The organism is Carnobacterium sp. FSL E2-0243 (assembly GCF_038003605.1).
Classification (GTDB): domain Bacteria; phylum Bacillota; class Bacilli; order Lactobacillales; family Carnobacteriaceae; genus Carnobacterium; species Carnobacterium maltaromaticum.
In genome coordinates this window covers 604,531-624,105 of the sequence record NZ_JBBOPM010000001.1, presented here as the reverse complement: position 1 = coordinate 624,105, position 19,575 = coordinate 604,531, and the positions used below count along the sequence as shown (strand labels likewise).

At 35.6% G+C, this 19,575-nt stretch carries 20 protein-coding genes; 3 read left to right on the top strand and 17 right to left on the bottom strand.

Annotated elements, in window-relative coordinates:
- Nucleotides 1–240 precede the first annotated feature (240 nt).
- From MHI00_RS02815 to MHI00_RS02735, 17 genes are all read right to left on the bottom strand, one after another.
- Nucleotides 241–1,536 (bottom strand): sensor histidine kinase, encoded by a 1,296-nt coding sequence (locus tag MHI00_RS02815; RefSeq protein WP_341110916.1) that lies wholly within the window; start codon nt 1,534–1,536, stop codon nt 241–243.
- Nucleotides 1,533–2,216, bottom strand: a complete 684-nt coding sequence (locus MHI00_RS02810; protein ID WP_317913088.1) for a response regulator transcription factor — start codon at nt 2,214–2,216, stop codon at nt 1,533–1,535. The genes MHI00_RS02815 and MHI00_RS02810 overlap by 4 nt, the downstream gene beginning before the upstream one ends.
- 158 nt (nt 2,217–2,374) lie before the next feature.
- Complete coding sequence (locus MHI00_RS02805) at nt 2,375–3,388, bottom strand: sugar kinase (RefSeq protein WP_229251689.1); 1,014 nt, start codon at nt 3,386–3,388, stop codon at nt 2,375–2,377.
- 104 nt (nt 3,389–3,492) lie between these two features.
- The gene (gene dagF / locus MHI00_RS02800; protein WP_010054550.1) at nt 3,493–4,233 is read right to left on the bottom strand and encodes a 2-dehydro-3-deoxy-phosphogluconate aldolase; all 741 of its coding nucleotides are present in this window, start codon (nt 4,231–4,233) and stop codon (nt 3,493–3,495) included.
- A 68-nt stretch (nt 4,234–4,301) separates the two neighbouring features.
- On the bottom strand, nt 4,302–5,399 hold the full coding sequence (locus tag MHI00_RS02795) for a DgaE family pyridoxal phosphate-dependent ammonia lyase (RefSeq protein ID WP_341110913.1): 1,098 nt from the start codon (nt 5,397–5,399) through the stop codon (nt 4,302–4,304).
- Between the two features lie 44 nt (nt 5,400–5,443).
- Nucleotides 5,444–6,550 (bottom strand): amidohydrolase/deacetylase family metallohydrolase, encoded by a 1,107-nt coding sequence (locus MHI00_RS02790; RefSeq protein ID WP_341110911.1) that lies wholly within the window; start codon nt 6,548–6,550, stop codon nt 5,444–5,446.
- A gap of 10 nt (nt 6,551–6,560) precedes the next feature.
- The gene (locus MHI00_RS02785; protein WP_341110909.1) at nt 6,561–7,649 is read right to left on the bottom strand and encodes a DUF871 domain-containing protein; all 1,089 of its coding nucleotides are present in this window, start codon (nt 7,647–7,649) and stop codon (nt 6,561–6,563) included.
- Nucleotides 7,646–7,807, bottom strand: a complete 162-nt coding sequence (locus MHI00_RS02780; protein ID WP_015077427.1) for a hypothetical protein — start codon at nt 7,805–7,807, stop codon at nt 7,646–7,648. Before MHI00_RS02780 ends, MHI00_RS02785 begins: the two co-directional genes overlap by 4 nt.
- Before the next feature lie 192 nt (nt 7,808–7,999).
- Nucleotides 8,000–9,307 carry a PTS sugar transporter subunit IIC gene (locus MHI00_RS02775; protein ID WP_010054544.1) on the bottom strand — a complete coding sequence of 436 codons (1,308 nt, stop codon included), beginning with the start codon at nt 9,305–9,307 and terminating at the stop codon, nt 8,000–8,002.
- A gap of 147 nt (nt 9,308–9,454) precedes the next feature.
- Nucleotides 9,455–10,108: a DUF4310 family protein gene (locus MHI00_RS02770; protein WP_015077430.1), complete on the bottom strand. Its 654-nt coding sequence runs from the start codon at nt 10,106–10,108 to the stop codon at nt 9,455–9,457.
- Nucleotides 10,109–10,128: 20 nt separating this feature from the next.
- A complete protein-coding gene (locus MHI00_RS02765; protein WP_016356615.1) occupies nt 10,129–10,911 on the bottom strand; it encodes a DUF4311 domain-containing protein in 783 nt (260 codons plus the stop codon).
- Nucleotides 10,912–11,286, bottom strand: coding sequence for a DUF4312 family protein (locus MHI00_RS02760; protein WP_015077433.1), 375 nt, complete (start codon nt 11,284–11,286; stop codon nt 10,912–10,914). It abuts the gene before it with no gap.
- Between the two features lie 39 nt (nt 11,287–11,325).
- Entirely contained in the window at nt 11,326–11,679 is a 354-nt protein-coding gene (locus MHI00_RS02755; RefSeq protein ID WP_010054539.1) for a glycine-rich SFCGS family protein, read from the bottom strand.
- A gap of 19 nt (nt 11,680–11,698) precedes the next feature.
- Complete coding sequence (locus tag MHI00_RS02750) at nt 11,699–12,043, bottom strand: transcriptional regulator (RefSeq protein ID WP_318589818.1); 345 nt, start codon at nt 12,041–12,043, stop codon at nt 11,699–11,701.
- Nucleotides 12,044–12,420: 377 nt separating this feature from the next.
- On the bottom strand, nt 12,421–14,292 hold the full coding sequence (locus MHI00_RS02745) for a BglG family transcription antiterminator (RefSeq protein ID WP_318589819.1): 1,872 nt from the start codon (nt 14,290–14,292) through the stop codon (nt 12,421–12,423).
- A 394-nt stretch (nt 14,293–14,686) separates the two neighbouring features.
- Complete coding sequence (locus tag MHI00_RS02740; RefSeq protein WP_015077437.1) at nt 14,687–15,391, bottom strand: GntR family transcriptional regulator; 705 nt, start codon at nt 15,389–15,391, stop codon at nt 14,687–14,689.
- Nucleotides 15,392–15,458: 67 nt separating this feature from the next.
- Entirely contained in the window at nt 15,459–16,229 is a 771-nt protein-coding gene (locus MHI00_RS02735; RefSeq protein ID WP_201731447.1) for a MurR/RpiR family transcriptional regulator, read from the bottom strand.
- 205 nt (nt 16,230–16,434) lie between these two features.
- On the opposite strand from MHI00_RS02735, the gene MHI00_RS02730 reads away from it, so the two are divergent.
- Genes MHI00_RS02730 through MHI00_RS02720 form a run of 3 tightly spaced genes read left to right on the top strand, consistent with a single transcriptional unit; the run spans nt 16,435 to nt 19,460 of the window.
- Nucleotides 16,435–17,820 carry a glycoside hydrolase family 1 protein gene (locus MHI00_RS02730; RefSeq protein WP_341110895.1) on the top strand — a complete coding sequence of 462 codons (1,386 nt, stop codon included), beginning with the start codon at nt 16,435–16,437 and terminating at the stop codon, nt 17,818–17,820.
- 53 nt (nt 17,821–17,873) lie between these two features.
- On the top strand, nt 17,874–19,193 hold the full coding sequence (locus MHI00_RS02725) for a PTS sugar transporter subunit IIC (RefSeq protein ID WP_010054667.1): 1,320 nt from the start codon (nt 17,874–17,876) through the stop codon (nt 19,191–19,193).
- A gap of 6 nt (nt 19,194–19,199) precedes the next feature.
- Entirely contained in the window at nt 19,200–19,460 is a 261-nt protein-coding gene (locus MHI00_RS02720; RefSeq protein ID WP_057001429.1) for a hypothetical protein, read from the top strand.
- Nucleotides 19,461–19,575 lie beyond the last annotated feature (115 nt).

Genomic DNA, 19,575 nt, shown 5'->3' with positions numbered 1-19,575 from the left:
CTTGTCCACAGACTTATCTATTCTTTAATAATTTTACCTGTTTTTTAAGTCTTTTTCATAGTTACCCACAACTTGTGGATAAAAAATTTTTATATCCACAGAGTTATCCACCGCTATTGTGCATAACCTGTTAAAAACAAATGAATAACACCTTTTTCTAATTCATATTTAAAAGGATATACACCGATTCCAAAAGTTATCCCCAAAAACCAGTGGATAACTTTTTAAGTTTTACACATTTTACTTTATTGGTATTTTCACTCTGAAGATCGTTCCTTTAGGAAGATTGTCCAAAATCTCAATTTTTCCTTTGTGCAAATCAACAATCCATTTAGCAATGGCTAATCCTAATCCAGTTCCACCAGTCTCTCGATTTCTTGATTTTTCTTCACGATAAAATCGTTCAAAAACTTTTTCTCGATTTTCTTCTGGAATTCCTTGGCCAGTATCACGAACTTCAACAATCCAATAATGGTCTTTAACTTCTGTCGTAATTCCGATACTATCACCTGCTTGACTATACTTTAAACTATTATCTAACAGGATAACCAACAATTGTTGAATTCTGATTGGGTCGATTTTACTGACACGATTGCTATCTAATTGAGTCCAAATTGTCATTTCTTTGCTCTCTGCAATTTCTTTATAGGGGGCTATCACTTCTGTCACAAAGCGATTTAAATCCACCATTTCTTCTGATAATACAGTCGCATTAGAATCTGCACGAGACAACAATAATAAGTCACTTGTCATTTTACTTAAATGCCTAATCTCACTAAGAGATAGAGCAATGGGCTCCATTTGATCAATAATCCGATCGTTTGGTTTGGTTAATAAAAGTTCTAGCTTATTTTGAATGATGGTTAATGGCGTTCGTAGTTCATGGGAAGCATTGGCAACAAATTCTGTCTGCTTGCGCCAAGAGGCTAAAACTGGACTCATGGCTTTTTGTGAAAGGTAATAACTAGCAAAAATAGACAGTATCCAAGATCCGATGGAACAAATAATTAGAATGCGTCCAAAATTTTCAGCTAATTGTTTTTCAGCATCTACACGACTAATAAACTGTAGATACGTTACGTCACTACTATTTGAACTGGGAGCTTTATAAACGACATAACGAAAAGAACTTCCACTATCCAGAGTAACAGAGTGAACTGTCTCTAATTTCGATGTAGCTAGCTTAAAACCAGTGCTTAACTCATCATAAAGTTGAGTCCCAATCGCTTCTTTATTTAAAATATTCCCTTCGCTGTCCCATTCAATCGGGACAAAACGCCCTTGACCTTTTAGTGTTACATCTTTATCTGGTAGCCGTGATAACTCCCCTGGTGGTGCTCCGCTAAATGCACCATTTGGTTCAAATGAACCACGTAGTTCAGCCTGCTTTAATAAATCTTCATCCACTCTAGAATAGAGTGACGTTTGCACTTGAAAAAAGATAATAAAACCAAAAGCGATAAAGATTAAAGCAAAGGCAACCATATTGTATATAAAAAAGCGACGCTGTTGTTTTTTCTCAATTTTATTTTTCATACGCTCGTCACAGCTGTTAGCATATAGCCGACATTTCTCAAGGTTTTAATCCCTTCGTCATATCCATAAGGTTTTAGCTTTTTGCGTAAATTACTCATATAAACTTCTACAACACTTAAGGATGTTTCAGAATCAAAGCCCCAGATACGATCAAAAATTTGTTCTTTCGTCACAATCATTTCTGGGTTTTGAATAAAGTACTCTAATAAATCAAATTCTTTGCCATTTAACACAAGAATTTTTTCGCCAATCTTCGCTGTTTTATTTTGTAGATTTAAAACTAATTCCTGATGGTTAATTTGATTTTCCATAAACCCACTATGATTGCGTTTTAGCAATGCTTTCAGACGCATAATTAATTCTTCACGATGAAATGGTTTTACTAAATAATCATCTGCGCCGACTTCAAATCCTTGAATCTTATCATCTAAGCCATCTTTGGCTGTTAAAATTAACACAGGTGTTTCAACTTTACGCCTCCGCAGCTCTTTTAATACTTCATACCCATTCATCTCAGGCATCATTAAATCTAATATAATCACATCATAGATATTTTGTTCTGCCTGATAAAGACCGTCTGCTCCATCATATGCTTGATCTCCTTTTAAAAAGTCTTCTGTCATTTCAATAATATTTGCAGACAATCGTTCGTCATCTTCCACTACTAATAAACGTAACAGAATAATCCCCCCATTTCAGTTCCTGATTTCTCACTTTAAATTCATCATACCTGATAAATTTGAATAAATAAATTAGGAACTATGAAGATTTAAAGAAATCTAAAAAAATTTACCTAATAAGAATATATGCTAACTTCTTAGGTAAATTTTTTTATTTTTTAGCGAATGACATCGCCTAATATTCCCTGGCTAAAACCTTCCACAATTTCTTTACGTACAAGCGGACTATCACCAAATGTTGTATGGGTTAATACGGCATTACTCGTCGCAAAGGTGACCGTTTTTTGACTATCCCACTCTTCAATTAAACCAGTAATAATCCCAGCACCATAGGCATCTCCTGTGCCAATTCGATCGTAAATTGCTAAATCAAAAACTGAACTAACGGAAAATTGCTCATTTCGGCGTAAGAAACCTCGAATACCAAGATTCTTGCCCTCTTTTTCACGGATGGTACCAGCAAAATCTCGAATCTCATACTTTTCAATAAACCTGAGACTGACTTCTTCCAGTCGTTCAATTTCAGTCGCTGTTGCCACCGCATCAGGTAGATCTAACAGCTCGACTAAATCACGAATTCCACCAATAACTAGGTCACAATGTGGCAATATTCGTTCAAATTGCGCTTTAACCCACTCATGACCATTGGTTTCGTTTAAGCTTGGGCGATAATTGAAATCAAAACAAACTTTTTTCCCCAACTGATGCGCTTTTTCTGCTAAGGCGAAAGCTACTTCCCTTGTACCCTCAGAAAGCATTAAAGCAATACCACAAATATGGACAATTTCAGCATGGTTAAGGGCTTTATCTAAATCATAATCCACTATCGTACTTTCTCCAAAAGAGCTAGCTAAGCGATTTAAATACGTCACCTCAGCAGGGCGATTGCCATAGCCCATTTCTAAAAAGTAAAGGCCAATATGATTGCCTTGATAACCAATTAGATGATCTCGAATGCCTAGTTTCCGTAAACTACCAGCCGCTGCGCGTCCAACTTGATTCGCTGGCAAAGTTGTTAGTAAAGTTGTCTCATATCCAAAATGAGCCAAGCTGCTAAGTAAATTGACTCCACTTCCCGTGAAAGATAAATCAACTGTATCAGTTTGTTCAATTAATTTATAGTGTGGCGGTGTTAAACGCATCATCACTTCACCAAAGGCTAAAATATTCATTTTCGACTTAAACTCCCTTTCATCTGAAAAAGCATCAAACCCTATTTAATCTGCTTCAAAAAAAAACAGACTAAACAGGGATGAACTTTTATGATTTTTACAAATTAAGCTAACGTTTTTTTGATTAAACTTAACAATGTTTTGACATCCTCAGGACGCGTATCTCCAGTTTCAGGATCAATAATAGAGCTATATACATGAGGAATAATTTTTTTAACGCCTGCGTCAACTGCGATTTGAACGATTTCTTCAAAGTTTTCTAAATCGATTCCACCTGTTGGCTCTAGATAGAAGTCATTTTCTGCACAAGCTTTAGCAACGGCTTTATACTCTTCAATATGAGCTAAACCTTTCATATTAAAGAATTTAATTGAACTTCCACCCATATCTTTTAATAGTGCAATGGCTGTCTCAATTGAAACTTCACCAGCTGGTTCTTGACTACTTAAAGGACCTGTAGCAATATTAACCAATCCGACTTTACCTGTTGGAGATACAAGTCCATTCACAATCGTATCATCTTGTCCAACCAAAGCACGGCTCGCGCCAACACCAGTAAAAACTTGATTAATATGTTGTGGTTGCAATTTAGCTGAAATACGACTAACCATTTGACTTTGATTTGGATCTCCAGCACCTAAACCAACAGATAACGCATTTTCAGTAGCGGCTTGATACAACTCCATATCACGAATAGCTTCTTCGTCTGTTGGATAATTTTTTGATAAAACGCCTAAAACGACATGTTTGTCAGCAGCTTTATAACAATCAATTGCGTTTTGAACTGAATTTGCTAAAACATTTAGACAAATTCTATCTTCTAAATAATTGGGTGTTTTTTTCATTGGAAATTCCTCTTCTCTTTTTAATTAATGTAGCTATGCTATGGTTTTTCACTCTTATGTCTATGTCGTTACCCTAGTAACGTTTGAAGTGCTGAGACTATTTTTTCCATCTCTGCTTTATTTACAGCACGAATATCAAATTCAATAATGCCATTATTCGCACGATAATCACGCGTATAAATCGCTGGATTGCCTTGCTTTAATCCAACAACTAATTCTTTAGCCGTTAATGGTGCTGAATCCGCAATTGTTATTTTAGCACGATAGATTTCTCTTCCAGCGGCATCTTGTTCACAGCTAGCAACTATGTGTGGCACTTGATTTAAATCCGTTAAAAACGGAGCTAGACGTGTTTTCATAGCCTCACCAGACTCACTGCCTTCAGCAACATACTGTTCAATTGCGGCTGTTAAGCCTAGAATATTTTCTTTGCCAACTTTCATTGCACGTCCAATCCCTTTGCCTTGCAGACGAACCCAGTCAATAAATTGACGATTCCCAATCACTAAACCTGAACTTGGTCCTTCTAAAGCTTTTGCCCCACTATAAATGACAAGGTCGGCACCTTCGTCTAGATACTTCACTAAATTTTCTTCAGCTGCGGCATCAACAATTAATGGCAATTGGTGCTCTGCTGCTACTTTTGCTGCTTCGCTAACTGTTAACATACTTTTTTGAACCGTATGATGACTCTTAATATACAAAATTGCTGCAGTATTTTCAGTTACCATCATTGCTAGATGCTCTGGCGTACACATATTGGCATATCCAGCCTCAATAACCTCACCACCACCTAATTCTACCATCACTTCAACTGGTGTTCCATAATCAACATTATGGCCTTTAGGTAAGATAATCTCACGTTTTTTAATCCTATTTGTAAAAGGATGATAGGCATGGTAGTTGTCCCCAGCGCCGATAAAAGCGGCGACTGATTGAGCAATTCCAGCGGAAGCGGAAGAAACGACAATCGCGTCTTCTGCACCAATTAACTGTGCAATTGCTTTCCCAGTTTTCAAGGTAAGTTCTGACATTTCAAAAAAATGTTGTCCACCAAACTTTTGCGCAGCTAAAACTTCTTCTGACACTTTAGATACTCCTAAAATAGTCATTTTCCCACTAGCATTGATAACTTCTTTTAAGTCATATTTTTTATATAAATCCAACTTTTTCCCTCCTTCTAGGCTTTTGCCAAAAAAGTTCCTCAGCCTTAAGCTAATTCATGAACTTTTCCACCAACAATTGCATAGGTTGGTTGAATTTGTTCTCTAGTTTCCCGAGTAAAACCATTAGAATCGGTTAATTCCTTAACGCCAGTCTGCATTTTAAATATCGTCACATCGCCATCAAACCCAATTTCTAATTGGCCTTTATTAGTCAATTTAAAAGCTGCCGCTGGATTTTTAGTAATCATCGGAATAATCTCTTCTAAAGAATAACCTAAGACTAACATTTTTTCTAGCGTAGTTGCTAAATCATAGACGGGCCCAGCTTCGCGGTTACGATGATAAATATCTGTACTAATCGTTTCACAGATCAATCCGGCTGCTTTCGCTGTTTCTGCTACCTTAAAATTAAAACTATCTGTGCCGTGACCAATATCAAAAATTACACCACGACGATAGGCATCCCAAACAAAGTCTTTAATCTTGCCTGAAGAATCTAAAATACCATTAGGTTTGCCATTATAACAATGAGTGACAATATCCCCCTGTTCCAACTGATCTAAGACTTGATCTAGCCTTGGTGGGGCAGAACCGATATGCACCATTAAAGGTAGCTGGTTCGATCGTTGCATTTTTTTCGCCAATTCTAACGGAATGATATCATTATCACCAACGACCGTTTTACTCATCCGAGCTTTCATTCCAACAATAAAATCTGGATATTTATCAATAGCAGCAGCAATCAAGTCTTCTTTGATTTTCTTTAAATCGGCCAATTCATCTTGCTCAACAATTCCCCATTTGGAAATATTAACTAAAGCAAAAACATTGGTTTCAGCTTTTTCTGCTAGTGAATAAAAATCGCCAATATTTTCAGCACCCGTTGTGCCTGCATCAATCACCGTTGTGACACCTTTTTTAATGCCAATTTCATCAGGATAATCATAGTACAATGTCATCTTTTCGAAACAATGAACATGGTCATCAATCCAACCTGCTGAAACGTAAGATTCGCCCATCAAATCAATTGTTTTTGCTGCATTTGAGATGTTTAAGGTTTCAGCAACCTCCACAATTTTTCCATCGTTAATTGCAATGTCAATTTTAGTTCCGGCGACGGTTTTGCCATTTTTAATATATAGATCTATCATTGGAGATTCCTCACTTTTCTTCGAATTTAAATTTACTCCATGGATAGATAAAGTCTAATAAGATTTTTTCAGCTTCAGTGACTGTTCCAACTAAATTTTTCCGCTCATCTGTATGAGACTCTAGCACCACTTGTAATTCATTTTTATATTTTCCAAAGCCGTCATTTCCAATAACAATATCACCACGTTTGAATTCGTGAGTATTATCATGAGCTGGATTGGCTTCTGCTTTATATCGTTTACGAACTTCGGTAGAGCGTACTACTTGTGAAGTGATATCGCCACGTCTAAAATGTTGTACTGTTGTAACAATTTCTTTTTCAACTGGATTAGCATCTGAAACAAACTCAACTGCTAATTCTACTTGGTAACGATTGACTTTAGATAAAGCCATTAATTCAGCATCTGATGCATATGCATTTCCAATAATCACATCATCAATCTGATTAGTTGCAAATAAATGCTTCGCTTGAACCTCAATAGGTAAATTGCGGTGCATTTCTAATGTTGGTAAGCCGTCATTAATATCCCACGGTCCAATTTCCCCAACTTGGGAATTGATAAATGCTGCTGTTCTTAACCCTTGCTTTTTAAAACGCTCATTGCATTTCATAAAGAAATCAAAAGGTAAGGCCGTTCCATTTTGTGGATAAAAATTATGACAGCCATATAAAAATGGACGATTGGCTTGGTAGGTTAAAATATTATCTAAATAAGCGACATCATTACTCATGTTTAACTCAATAATCATATTGTAAGGGTTAAAAGAAATCATCGCTTCTTTATTCCCATCAAAGCCGACATCTAAACGAATCCCATCCGCACCTAATTGATGGAAAAAGGCTAGATCATCATAAGATATCCCTAAATCATCAAAAATAGTCGGTGCAATATCTAACATGACTTCAAAGCCTAAGTTCTTACCAAATTGGATAATGTGAGTAAATTTTTCTGCAACAGCTTCTTTGCCTTCTGTCACTTCTAGCATACTCATAAATATTCTTGAAAAACCATATTTAGCTGCTTTAGTTAAATACTCTTCATCTATTTTTACATCACTATGATCTGGATAAATTGAAACGCCTAATCTTCTCATCATACTTTTTTCCCCGCTTCCATTTTTGTAAATACTTTACGAAATTTAGCTGCAATGACGCTAGCTACAAATAACGTTACTGTCGTTACTAATAATACTGCAATATGCAACAGAAGACCAATCACGACACTGGCTAAGATTGCCAAAATGCCATATAACATGATTTTAAAGGCTCCTAATTGTAACAGTTTTTTAGGCAGTTTTTCTTTTTCAACCACGTATTGACAGAATATAAAATAGAGAATGAATCCCACGAAATAACTGATATTTAACATTTTATGGCACCAAAGAGGTTAGCTAAATTGCTCTAACCTCTCTTATCCTTTCTAGTAGTTGTTTAACTTTTCTACTTGCTATTCTGCAGCTTCAGCCGCTTTTGCTTCTAATTCACGATCAATTTGTTGTTTTTCAAAAATTTTAAAGAACGGATAGTAGATAGCTACAGCGATAAAGAAGTTAATCACAACCAGAACTCCAGCCATAATACTCCAATTGGTACTCATCCAAGCAGCAATTGGTGAAATCGTTGTAAAAGGCATTCGTGCCATCATCATGGGTACAACCCCGGTAACGGTTAAGAAATAAGATAGTGTAGTTGTAACTAATGGAGCTAAAATAAATGGAATCCCTAAAATTGGGTTCATTACAATCGGTGCTCCAAAGATAATCGGTTCATTGATATTGAATAAGCCCGGTAAGAATGATAAACGACCTAAACTCTTCAAGTATTCAGATTTAGAAAAAAGGAATAAAACAACTAACGCTAACGTAGTTCCAGCTCCACCAATCCAAACAAACCATTGTAAAAATTGTTCTGTAAAAATATTTGGTAAATGGTTCGCATCAACACCTGCCACAAAAGCATCTGTATTTTCAGCAATTGAAATATCCCAAAATGGACGGATAACAGGTCCCATAATTGCTGGACCATGAATTCCTAAAACCCAGAAGAAAGTAATCAAGAAGACTGTTATTAATCCCCCAAATAAACTATTACCAGCTAATGTATTTTTTAATGGCATTAAGACTGTACTTAGTGCGCTACTAATATCAAATCCAAGCATATGACGAATCACCCAGAAAAGAATTAAGATAACTGCTGCCGGCAACAACGCCACAAAAGAGTTCGATACCTCTGGTGGTACGCCATCTGGCATTTTGACCGTAATATTTTTTTCTTTCATAAATCGATAAATTTCAACAGATACAATCGATGTGACAATTGCACCAAATAAAGAGGCTGAACTTAATGAAGCTATATTAATGTAACGACCAGCTGTGATGACACCATCAATTGGATCTACCACTTGTACAGGAACTACAGTTGAGACTAAAAAGGCTAAAACGGCTAAAATACCATTTGTTAAGCTATCTAACTTGTAACTCTTTGCTAAAGATGAGGCAATCCCAAATGCAGCATACAAAGATAATATACCAATTGTAAAACGAAACGGAATATCTAAAATAGCTTTGTAGGGTTCAATCATAAGTGCAAGTGAGGCGATAGGTGGATTTAATAAAATAGTAAAAAACGATCCAACAATAGTTAGTGGCATAGTAGCAATGATTCCTTTTCTAATCGCCGTCATATGGCGCTGAGAACCGATTTTCGTTGCTACTGGTAAAACTTTTGACTCCAAAATATCAACAAATTTATCCAACTTTTTTCCCCCTAAAAATATAATGTTTTTAAATACAAGTTCAATATAACATTATAACCTTTAGTTGTAAACGGATTCTTGGTTTTTTTTGCACTAATTAATAATTTAATCTGCACTATCTACTGTTTATCACCCTTCTATGATATGTTAGGTTAATGCAATTGGGAAAATAGCTCCTAAAATCATTGCCCCTAAAATAGCTCCACCAGCAATTGGTTTTTTCCATAAATAAAAGATAACTGCACCGATTGTTGCTCCAATCCCAATTGGAATAGACGCGCCACAAGCACTTAAAATAATTAAAGGTCCTAAGAAACGCCCAGAAGCATTTCCAGCTCCCATCATAACATCCGCACCAAAAGTTGAGTTTGATTGATTGATTGTGAATTTACGGATTAAGATAATCACTCCACCAACCAATAAACCTAAGATTAGTCCAGTTACAATTGCTAATGCAAAGTTTTCAACAGGAGCAACCATTCCCATGCTCAAGAAAATAGCTGGAATTCCAATTCCTATCCCTGTTAAAATTGCTCCACCTAAATCTAAAATCCCAACTAATGAGCCTTCTAAAATACGAGCAAATAAGAAACTTGCTCCAAAGGCTGCAGCTGCTCCATAAGAACCGCCATCCATTCCCGCTTTTAACATGGCAACTATGGCAACTTCGTTAAAGGCACCGACTCCATAAACATAATACATGTGTGTTCCAGCAAATACTCCTGCTGCTAGCAATCCAACAAAAATTGGAAATGACCAATCAGCATACCAAAAATTTGGTTTTTCTAATTTTTCAGACATAATTTCCCCTCTTCCCTTGTTTATGCGCCTAGATTAAAGACACCATGAATGCTTTCTAACCATTGTGGAATTTGTAAACGGAAGCTTTCAAGCATCTCTAGATCAAAGCCTCGGAAAAAGGCACTAAAGATAAATAATAAAGCAATAGCTACCATCATACTTTTCGTTACACGATTCCAACCAATTTCATCGACACCTTTACCAATTAAAATACCTAGGACAACACCTGGTGTCGCATTTCCCATAATCATTGCTGAAAGTCCACCAAAAATCGTGCCCCATAAACCTGAACGTTTTCCTGCATCAATTGCTGCTAACCAAAATAGAACGGGCATAACAGTATTAATTAACAAATTCGCTGCTGGTACTAAGACTGCTACAGCCGTAACTTGTAAAGCAGGTGGAATAGCAGATGCAGTTGTATTTAAGAAAGCAACTAAGACCATCCCAATTGCAGCGCCAGCAATCCCCATTTTTTTAGGGTTATGCATCGTTTCTTCAACGTTTTTATTTTTAATCATCAATGCTGCAGTTGCCCAATTTGGAATTACTCGATGGGTAATATCTTGCGTAAATGCTCCTGCTCCCACAGTTGATGCCCATGCATTGAAGAAAAAACCTAAACCGAATGAAAAATGAGAAGCTGCATCCCCTTCACAGGCGTTCATCTCACCTAAGGTTCTAAAAGCTCCTAAACCTTGTGTTGTTGGAGCATGAAACATACGAGCTGCTCCAGCGCCTGCTGCAAATCCAACCAGTCCTCCAATCAGTAAAGATTTTAACAAAATAATCATAATTGTCATTTATATTTCCTCCTTTTGAAGCCATTTTTTCTTAAATAGCGGAGTCGGAACATGATCAGGGCCTTGTGTGTGCGTAGTGACAAACTGGACGCTTTCTACTGGGATCCATGAAATTTCTACTTCAACATCCATGATCACTTTGTAAGTAATACGTGTACGTTTCAGAAAGAAAAATAAAAATTTTTCTACATAACTTTCTTCTTCCGCCAAGACTATTGCTGTATGCAAAGGCTCGATACGTAAAATTACATCATCTGACTCTTTTAGCACTTTCCCATGAATTTGATTTAAAGCATTGGAGAAGGCTTGGTTCTTCTTTTCAGCTTTGCCTTCTACGCGGACAATTTGTCGTTTCTTCTGTTTCACATCCGTCACTTGAACCACTCCTTTTCTCTTAACGTTGTACATCTTTAATTACGCATTTTTCTTTACGTAAGCTTCTACTAAACGTTTTCCTAACTCTTCTTGATCCATAAATCCAAAACCTAATACTGTTTTTCCATCATTAATAGCTGTAATACCTTCTTCAACTGAACGCATGCCATGGCGCTCTGGGTAACCATATTTTGTTGCCGCAGTTAAAGCGCCCGCTCCACCACTGCCACAAAAGGAAATGCCTAAATCCGCGTTTTCTTGTTGCATCACATCACCAAGACGCATATCTGCACCCATTCCTGGAACAACAACGGCTCTACCACCTGCTGCTTCAACTCCTTTGGCAACATTTTGCCCTTTACCTAAACGATCTGCAATGACTACTGTTAACATAATTTTTTCCTCCAATAAGTTAGTTATTTTGTTTTGCTGTCTCAAAATGAATCGATAAAACATATTTTTCATCATCGGCTAAATTGCCAATTTCTTGTGTAATCGCTTCTGAAATTGCTAATGCTTCAATTGAAACTTCATTAAACATATCTGGATCTATTTTCATAATCGCTTCGCCTTCTTTAGATCGACGGACCATCTCACCTAAGTGATTTGTCAGAACGACTAATTGAACTTCTGTTGGATAAATTGCTTTTTCTTCCATTTTTGCTAAAGCAGAATACAAAATTTTTTCTGTTGCAACTGGATCTTGTGACTCGACTAGAATCCCTTTAACAGCCTCTGTTATCAGTTTATGTTCCAACCTATTTCCTCCTAAATAAAAAGTTTGTTGTGCCGGTTAGACCTGGCAGAAAAATAGGAAATTCCAAGAAAAGTGTCCCTTTACTTTTTTGGGAATTTATCTTTTTTCCGAAGGACTGGCTCATAAGAACTAGCCTAAATAAAAAGTTTGTTGAGTTCACTTAGACTCGATTGAAGAATAAGGGAATTTGATGTGACGTTTTTTGTCACCTCGAAATTTCCTCTTTCTTCCGAGAGGCTAACTCATAAAAGCTAACCTAAATTAAAAGTTTGTTGAGCCGCTTAACTCTGGTAAGAAAATAGGAAAAATTGATATGGCGCTTTTTGCCATCTCGAATTTTTATCTTTTTCTCGAGGAGTTGGCTCATAAAAACTAGCCTAACTACTGATGTATTGTACTAATGCTGTAATTTCAGCTTTATTAATACTTAATTCGTTTTTAGCAAAAATTTCTTTAATTAAACGAACGTCTTCTTTAAAGTCATCTAACGTATCTAAAGCGACGTTGCCTTCATTTTCATACTGAGAATCATAAAAAATACGATGAACCATCATGAATACATGTAATAAAAAGGCTTCTTCGTATCCTACTTGTAGTTTTAAGCCCAACTGTTTTTTTAATTCTTCATAGACAACAAAGCCTTTTAAAATTAGTTCACGACTTTGTTCTTCATCATTATTTTTCATTGGTGTTTGGCGTCTTGCAACTAATTTAGGAAATTTAGTTGAACCCGTTAGCTGGTTACTTACAATCTCGGCTACAACTTTTTTTATGGCTTGAATATCCGATTTTGTGGGAATTGGGTTAACTTTAATAAAAGGAACTTCTAATTCCTCAATCGGAAAAATGCTCACCACTAAATCTGGGTTTTCTAGCTGAATAATTTCTTTTGCTTTTAAGACTGAAGCAAAACTAGCAATTTCAACATTGGCTACTTCTTCCATAATTCGTTGCTGAATCAAACTTGTAACACCAAGCCCTGTTGAACAAACATAAACGATTCGTGCTACACTTCTGTTCATACTTAATTTTTCATACGATACTAAAAAGTGCAACGCGATGTAGGCAATAAATGAATCATTTGTAATTGAAATGGATTTAGAAATTTCATTAGCAGATGCCTCTTCAATGCTCCTAAAAAGAACTGGATAACGCGATTTAATATCTTCAATAAACGGATTATACTCATTTACAAATAAATACTTTTTGTGCAACTTTAAAGACAGATGGGCAAATAAATTGGTGAAAAGTTGCTTGTCTTCATTAAAAGCAATTTTTTCTTTTTCACTAACAAATTCAATGATATTGCGAGTAAGCTCTGCAATATTTTTTTCTTCATAAACCATCAAAATATCACTAAAAATATAGATATATTCATCTTCTAGGATTGGAAAATGATAGGATTCAAAAACTTGTTTCATCAATAAGTAAGGAAGTTCTTGGCTTTTAGTTAATAAGTCTTGATTTGAAAGAATTTTATAGCTATTAATTGTGCGATTAATGCTCATGCGCGCTGTCGCTATCGTCACTCGCAAGATAATTGCTAAGATTTCACTGTAATTAAATTGTTCCATCATTTTCTGATTCATAATTTTTGATACCGTATAGACTGTCTTTTGATAAATCTGCAACATTTCTGGCTGCATCGCTAATTTTAAACTACGATAATCCCCAGCACTTTTATCTGTAATGTAGTTCATAATGCTATAAATATCATAGTCTGTAATTTCTTTTTGGATAATTGCTTCCAATAATAATCGAATTTGATGTTCCGATCCTTCAATCGTATAACCAAAATAGTTTTTACGAATTAAGTTTAATTGATAAGCACCCACAAATTGCTCCACTTTTTCTAAATCCGCCACAATTGTATTTTTACTGACATGTAAGCTTTCAGCTAATTCAATTGTTGTACTAAATTCAGTGCGTAAACAAAGTAAAGTAATAATTTGATGAATCCGAATTTCTTGATCAGGATACAGTTCATATCGTTCTACCTGAAGGACTTCGTTTTTCAATTCAATGCGCATCGAGTCGGTTAATTCTAACCAAAAACCTTTGTTACGTTGAGCTAGTAATGGCGTCCCATGTTGCTCGAACCAAATTTTAACGTTGTCTAAATCATATTTAATCGTGCGTACACTTACTTGAAATTCTGCGGCTAATTCTTTTGTCGTTGTCGTAGAGGCTTCATTATTCAATAATGTTAGAATTAATTTAATTTCACGTTTTGATAATTGCACTTGCATGATGTTTCATCCTTTCTATCCATTCTTTCAAGATTGCATTGTTTGAAACCTCTTACAAACCTAATATAGCTAGTTTTCAGAGTTATTACAATACTATCTTCTTGCACTTTAATAAGTGCAGTTGTTTAATAAATGCTTTGTTTTACTTGCATGAACTCGCTGATTTTTTAGTGACCTTTCTATTATCATATAAAGAAAACAAATACGCATTACTAATTGATAGTGTTTATCTTCTATTCGTTTTCTATATTTCCTTAGTTGCCAAAAAAAGGAAACAAAAAAGCTATGAATCCAAGAGAGACCTTGGATTAATAGCTTTTTAAATGACTGTTTAATTCTTTAGAATATGAACAGAATATGACAACTTTTAAACTCTAGCCCTTGCTTTAGTTGGCTAAATTTCATATTCAATCAGATAAGGGAATTTGTCTGTATCATATTGCGCATGAGAAATCTCAATAATCTCTTCTGATTGGCTATAAGATGTCCGGATACGTTTTAATAAATAAGGGCTTTGTGTATTTAATAGCTTTTGAATAGCTGCTTCAGCTGGCGCAACCGCAAACGTATCTTGGAATTTCCCAACTACTTTTTGATAGCTAGCTAACCATTTATAGAGTGAGAGTTTTTCCATTTGTTCTAAGGAAGATTCATCCCCTAAAACAGGTAAATAATGTTCAAAATAAATATATGGTTCATAGTCCAAACGATATAGACGCGTTAATTTATACGCTTCTTTGCCAAAGGCAGCCGCAATTTCTGGTGTAGTCGAGTTTGTTTTTATTTTTTCAATGGCTAAGATTTCTTTTGATAGGTGATGGCCTCGCTCTTCGATCATAGCTGAAAAAGAGGCTGCCTTAGATAACTTATTAAATAGACGATCACTAAGCACAGTTGTCCCTTTGCCACTTTTCTTTTCTAAATAACCTTCATTTGCTAGAATTTCAATTGCTTTTCGAACAGTTATTTTACTCACAGAAAATTTTACTTCTAATTCATTTTCAGTTGGTATTTGCGTCCCAACAGGATAAATACCTTCTAAAATATCTTTTTTTAAGGTTTCAGCGATTTCAATATACAATAGTCCTTTTGGTTTCATGGCGGATCCTTTCATTGTTCATTTTATTAAGCATATGAAACTATCTATAAATAGTCAATCGAAAAGATTAACTTTCTGCAACTAAAGTTTTCCGAACAGCTTTTGCAATGGCTTCAATTGTATATACCGCTGGTAATTGTGAGGTTAATTCTAAGGTTTTTTCAGGGTGGTTCTGGTCTTTTTTTACGGTTTCACGATTGATGTAATACGGAATATTCACATCTGACAACTGGGCAATCGTTGAATTTTCACTATTTGTAATGGAAATGACTTGGCAGTGGCTTGTATTTAGATGCTTTAAATAATTAATCACTTCTTGCGTTTCTCCTGAAACAGATAGTGCAATTAGACAGATTTTATTTGAAAATTTCTTTGCTAAAAATTCAATTGGATAATTAGAAGGGTCCTCAATTCTCAAAGCCAAAGTAAATAAATTTGAAAAATAAGTTGATCCATACTGAGCGATACTTTCGGAAGAACCCGAACCTAGAAAAACGACTAACTCTTTATCCTTTAATAAATCCACTGCTTCTTGAATTTTTTTCTTAAATGAACTCTGTCTAGCTCTAGTTAAAAAGTCCATATAACTCATTTCATCAACATCTGCTACAGGTTCTATCGGTTTTTCTGCTAGTGATAGTTGCAACTTCACTTTAAATTCTGAAAATCCACTACACTTCATTTTTTTACAAAAGCGCAAAATACTAGCGGTGCTTGTATGAGTCGCTGCAGCTAAATCACGGATACGCATGTAAATAACCTGATCGCTATGGTCTAAGATATATTTATAAATGTGTAAATCAAAAGAACTAAGCTCAGCTGTATTGTCTAAAAACATAGTGAAATCTTCCTCTCTTTTTTAGTTACAGGGTGTAACTGAATTGGTACAAATATCTTTTTTTCAAACATATGTCCCATTTGTTGAAAACTCTTTTTTATTTAGGGGCTAACGTTATAATCATAATAGCTAAGAAAACGCTTTTATGCAAGGCGTATTCTTAGTCAATAGCATTTATAATCTAACAGAGAAAGTAGGAAATCATATGACAAAAAATTATTCATTTCCCCCACACTTTTTTTGGGGCGCTTCAACTAGTGCAACACAATCTGAAGGACGAGTAGCAGATGACGGAAAAGGCGAAAATATTTGGGACTTCGCTTCAAATGAGTACAATCATCGTTTTTATGAAGGGGTTACTACCGAAAAGACTTCACGATTCTATGAAGATTACCAAACAGACATCGGCTTAATGGCTGAGCTTAATTTTAATTCTTTTCGAACCTCAATTTCCTGGTCGCGACTGATTCCAAATGGCATTGGTCCCGTGAATGAGCAAGCTGTTACTTTTTATAATCAGGTGATTGATGAATTAATTGCTAAAGGCATTGAACCTTTTATTAATCTGTATCACTTTGATATGCCCTTAGAATTACAAAAAATCGGAGGATTTGAAAATAAAGTCGTTGTTCAGTACTTTAAACAGTATGCAGAAACTTGTTTTGATTTGTTTGGGGATCGTGTGAAGTATTGGTTTACCTTTAATGAACCGATGATTCCTGCTGAAGCTGGTTACTTACATGATCGACATTATCCTTACGTGGTTGATTTTAAACGAGCGGCAACAGTTTTACACCATATTGTCTTAGCACATTGTGAAGCAATAAAATCCTTTAGAGAACGAAATCTGGCTAGTAAAATCGGGATTATTATGGATATTATTCCAGTCTATCCTCGTAGTCAACATCCAGCTGATTTAAAAGCCGCAGAAATGGCCGATTTATTTTATACGCGTAGTATCAATGAGCCCCTTTTATTAGGTCGTTATCCGGCAGAATTAGTTGGAATTTTGACTGAATATGGGCAAATGCCTGTCGTTACTAATGCTGATTTGGCATTGATTGCTGAAACTAAAGTCGATATTTTAGGGATTAACTACTATAAGCCACGACGGGTCAAAGCCTTAGATTATGAACCAAATAGAAGTGGAGTTTTCAGTCCTGAATGGTTCTTTGCCAACTATGAAATGCCTGGACGCCGCATGAACACTTCGCGCGGAATAGAAATTTATCCGCAAGGCATCTACGATATTGCGAAAATGATTCAAGCTAAGTACGGCAATATTGATTGGTTTGTTTCTGAAAATGGAATTGGCATCCAAGGCGAAGAGCAATTTATGGAAAACGGGATGGTAATGGACGACTATCGTATAGATTTTCTTAAAGAGCATTTGATTTGGCTTCACAAAGCCATGGCAGAAGGCAGTAATTGTCTCGGCTATCATATGTGGACTTTTGTTGATTGTTGGTCATGGATTAATGCTTACAAAAATCGTTATGGCTTTTACCGTTTAGATTTAGCAACTGGAGAAAAAACAGTTAAGAAATCTGGTTTATGGTTTAAAGATGTGATTAAAGAGCATGGCTTTTAATTTTGACCTTCACTACTTGCTTAAACTCTTTTAGATAGAAAGGAATGAATTACATGGAAAAATTATTAGAACGGTTTGCTTTGAAAATACTCCCAATTGCCAATGCCATCGGTCAACAACGTCATTTACAAGCTGTCAGAAATGGACTTATCTCAATTTTACCCCTGACAATTATTGGTTCATTTTTTGTCATCCTTTTAAATGTGCCGATTGCAGGCTACGCAGAAATGATTGCGCCCTATAGCGCTGCATTAGATATCCCATTTCGTTATACAGTTGGAATTATGGCCCTCTATTCAGCTTTTACAATTGGATCTTTTTTAGGGAAATCATATAAGTTAGATGGAGTTACTAGCGGCTTTCTTTCGATGCTTGCCACAATTTTAATGGTCGTTCCAATTAACTTGAAGGAAGGTATTGATACTGCAGGAAATGCCGTCAACGCTGGGCGCTACATTCCTATCGCTCCACTAAGCTCTCAAGGACTTTTTGGCGCAATTGTCGCCTCTTTACTTGCAGTTGAAATTTATCGTTTTACAAAGGAACGAAAATTGGAAATAAAAATGCCTGATGGCGTTCCACCTGTCGTTTCAAGCTCTTTCGCAGCTTTACTTCCAACACTTTTTATTGTCTTAGTTTTTTGGATTCCACGTCACTTTTTTGATTTCGATTTAAATGGTGTTTTAACCGTTCTCATTTCACCATTAAAAACTTTTTTAACAGGAAATAATTTATTGGGCGGTGTCTTAACTCAGTTTATGATTTGCTTGTTCTGGGCAATGGGTATTCATGGTCATGCCGTTCTTGGACCCATTATCCGTCCATTTTGGGATCAAGCCATTATTGAAAACGCCGATCTATTTCAAGGAGGTATGAGCGCTTTCCAATTGCCAAATATCTTCACAGAACAATTTTATCAATGGTACGCTCAAATGGGTGGAACGGGAGCAACCTTAGCGTTATGTTTCTTATTCCTTTTTTCAAAATCTAGTTACTTAAAACAGTTAGGTAAACTATCTATTTTACCAGGAATTTTCAACATCAATGAGCCTCTGATTTTCGGTGCACCAATTGTGATGAATCCATTATTAGCTGTTCCATTTATTTTAGTACCCATTGTAAATACTATTTTGATTTACATTGTCACGATTCTGGGTTGGATGCCACGCATGATGGTCAAACCGCCTTTCACACTCCCTGCTCCGTTTGGTGCTCTGGTTACATCTAACTGGAACATTGTAGCATTCATTATGGTTTTCGTTTGCTTTATCGCTTCTCTCGCAATTTACTATCCATTCTTTAAATTATTTGAAAAAAATCAATTAAAACAAGAAGCAGATACTGTAGCACAAGCTAACATGACGGAGGTGTAAAATAAGATGGAAATTTTATTATTAAGTTTAGTTGTTGGAACAATTTTCATGACCCATTTAACCTTGAAGAATAATCAATGGATTGCAACTAGCTCTTTACTAAAATTAATTTGTTTAGGTATTTTAACAATTGGATTTAGTATTGTTTTAGCAAGTCTTCTGGGGAATTTTTATCTGTTAGTTATTCTAACAACACTTGTGTGGGCTTCTATTTTACAGATTCGCTTTCAGCAAAGGGTTACTCATTATAATGAACAAGGAAACTAACCACTAATATCAGGTTCAGCTTTTCTTTCTTAAGTAATTAAAAAAGAGAGTTTTTGATGAAATTATCAGAAACTCTCTTTCTTTTTAATATTTAAAAATAGATAAATTTCCTCTG

Coding starts and splice junctions, on each gene's coding strand:
- MHI00_RS02815 (WP_341110916.1), bottom strand. CDS start 1,536: ATGAAAAATAAAATTGAGAAAAAACAACAGCGTCGCTTTTTTATATAC.
- MHI00_RS02805 (WP_229251689.1), bottom strand. CDS start 3,388: ATGAATATTTTAGCCTTTGGTGAAGTGATGATGCGTTTAACACCGCCA.
- dagF (WP_010054550.1), bottom strand. CDS start 4,233: ATGAAAAAAACACCCAATTATTTAGAAGATAGAATTTGTCTAAATGTT.
- MHI00_RS02790 (WP_341110911.1), bottom strand. CDS start 6,550: ATGATAGATCTATATATTAAAAATGGCAAAACCGTCGCCGGAACTAAA.
- MHI00_RS02785 (WP_341110909.1), bottom strand. CDS start 7,649: ATGATGAGAAGATTAGGCGTTTCAATTTATCCAGATCATAGTGATGTA.
- MHI00_RS02780 (WP_015077427.1), bottom strand. CDS start 7,807: ATGTTATATGGCATTTTGGCAATCTTAGCCAGTGTCGTGATTGGTCTT.
- MHI00_RS02770 (WP_015077430.1), bottom strand. CDS start 10,108: ATGTCTGAAAAATTAGAAAAACCAAATTTTTGGTATGCTGATTGGTCA.
- MHI00_RS02765 (WP_016356615.1), bottom strand. CDS start 10,911: ATGACAATTATGATTATTTTGTTAAAATCTTTACTGATTGGAGGACTG.
- MHI00_RS02755 (WP_010054539.1), bottom strand. CDS start 11,679: ATGTTAACAGTAGTCATTGCAGATCGTTTAGGTAAAGGGCAAAATGTT.
- MHI00_RS02745 (WP_318589819.1), bottom strand. CDS start 14,292: ATGCAAGTGCAATTATCAAAACGTGAAATTAAATTAATTCTAACATTA.
- MHI00_RS02740 (WP_015077437.1), bottom strand. CDS start 15,391: ATGAAACCAAAAGGACTATTGTATATTGAAATCGCTGAAACCTTAAAA.
- MHI00_RS02735 (WP_201731447.1), bottom strand. CDS start 16,229: ATGTTTTTAGACAATACAGCTGAGCTTAGTTCTTTTGATTTACACATT.
- MHI00_RS02730 (WP_341110895.1), top strand. CDS start 16,435: ATGACAAAAAATTATTCATTTCCCCCACACTTTTTTTGGGGCGCTTCA.
- MHI00_RS02725 (WP_010054667.1), top strand. CDS start 17,874: ATGGAAAAATTATTAGAACGGTTTGCTTTGAAAATACTCCCAATTGCC.
- MHI00_RS02720 (WP_057001429.1), top strand. CDS start 19,200: ATGGAAATTTTATTATTAAGTTTAGTTGTTGGAACAATTTTCATGACC.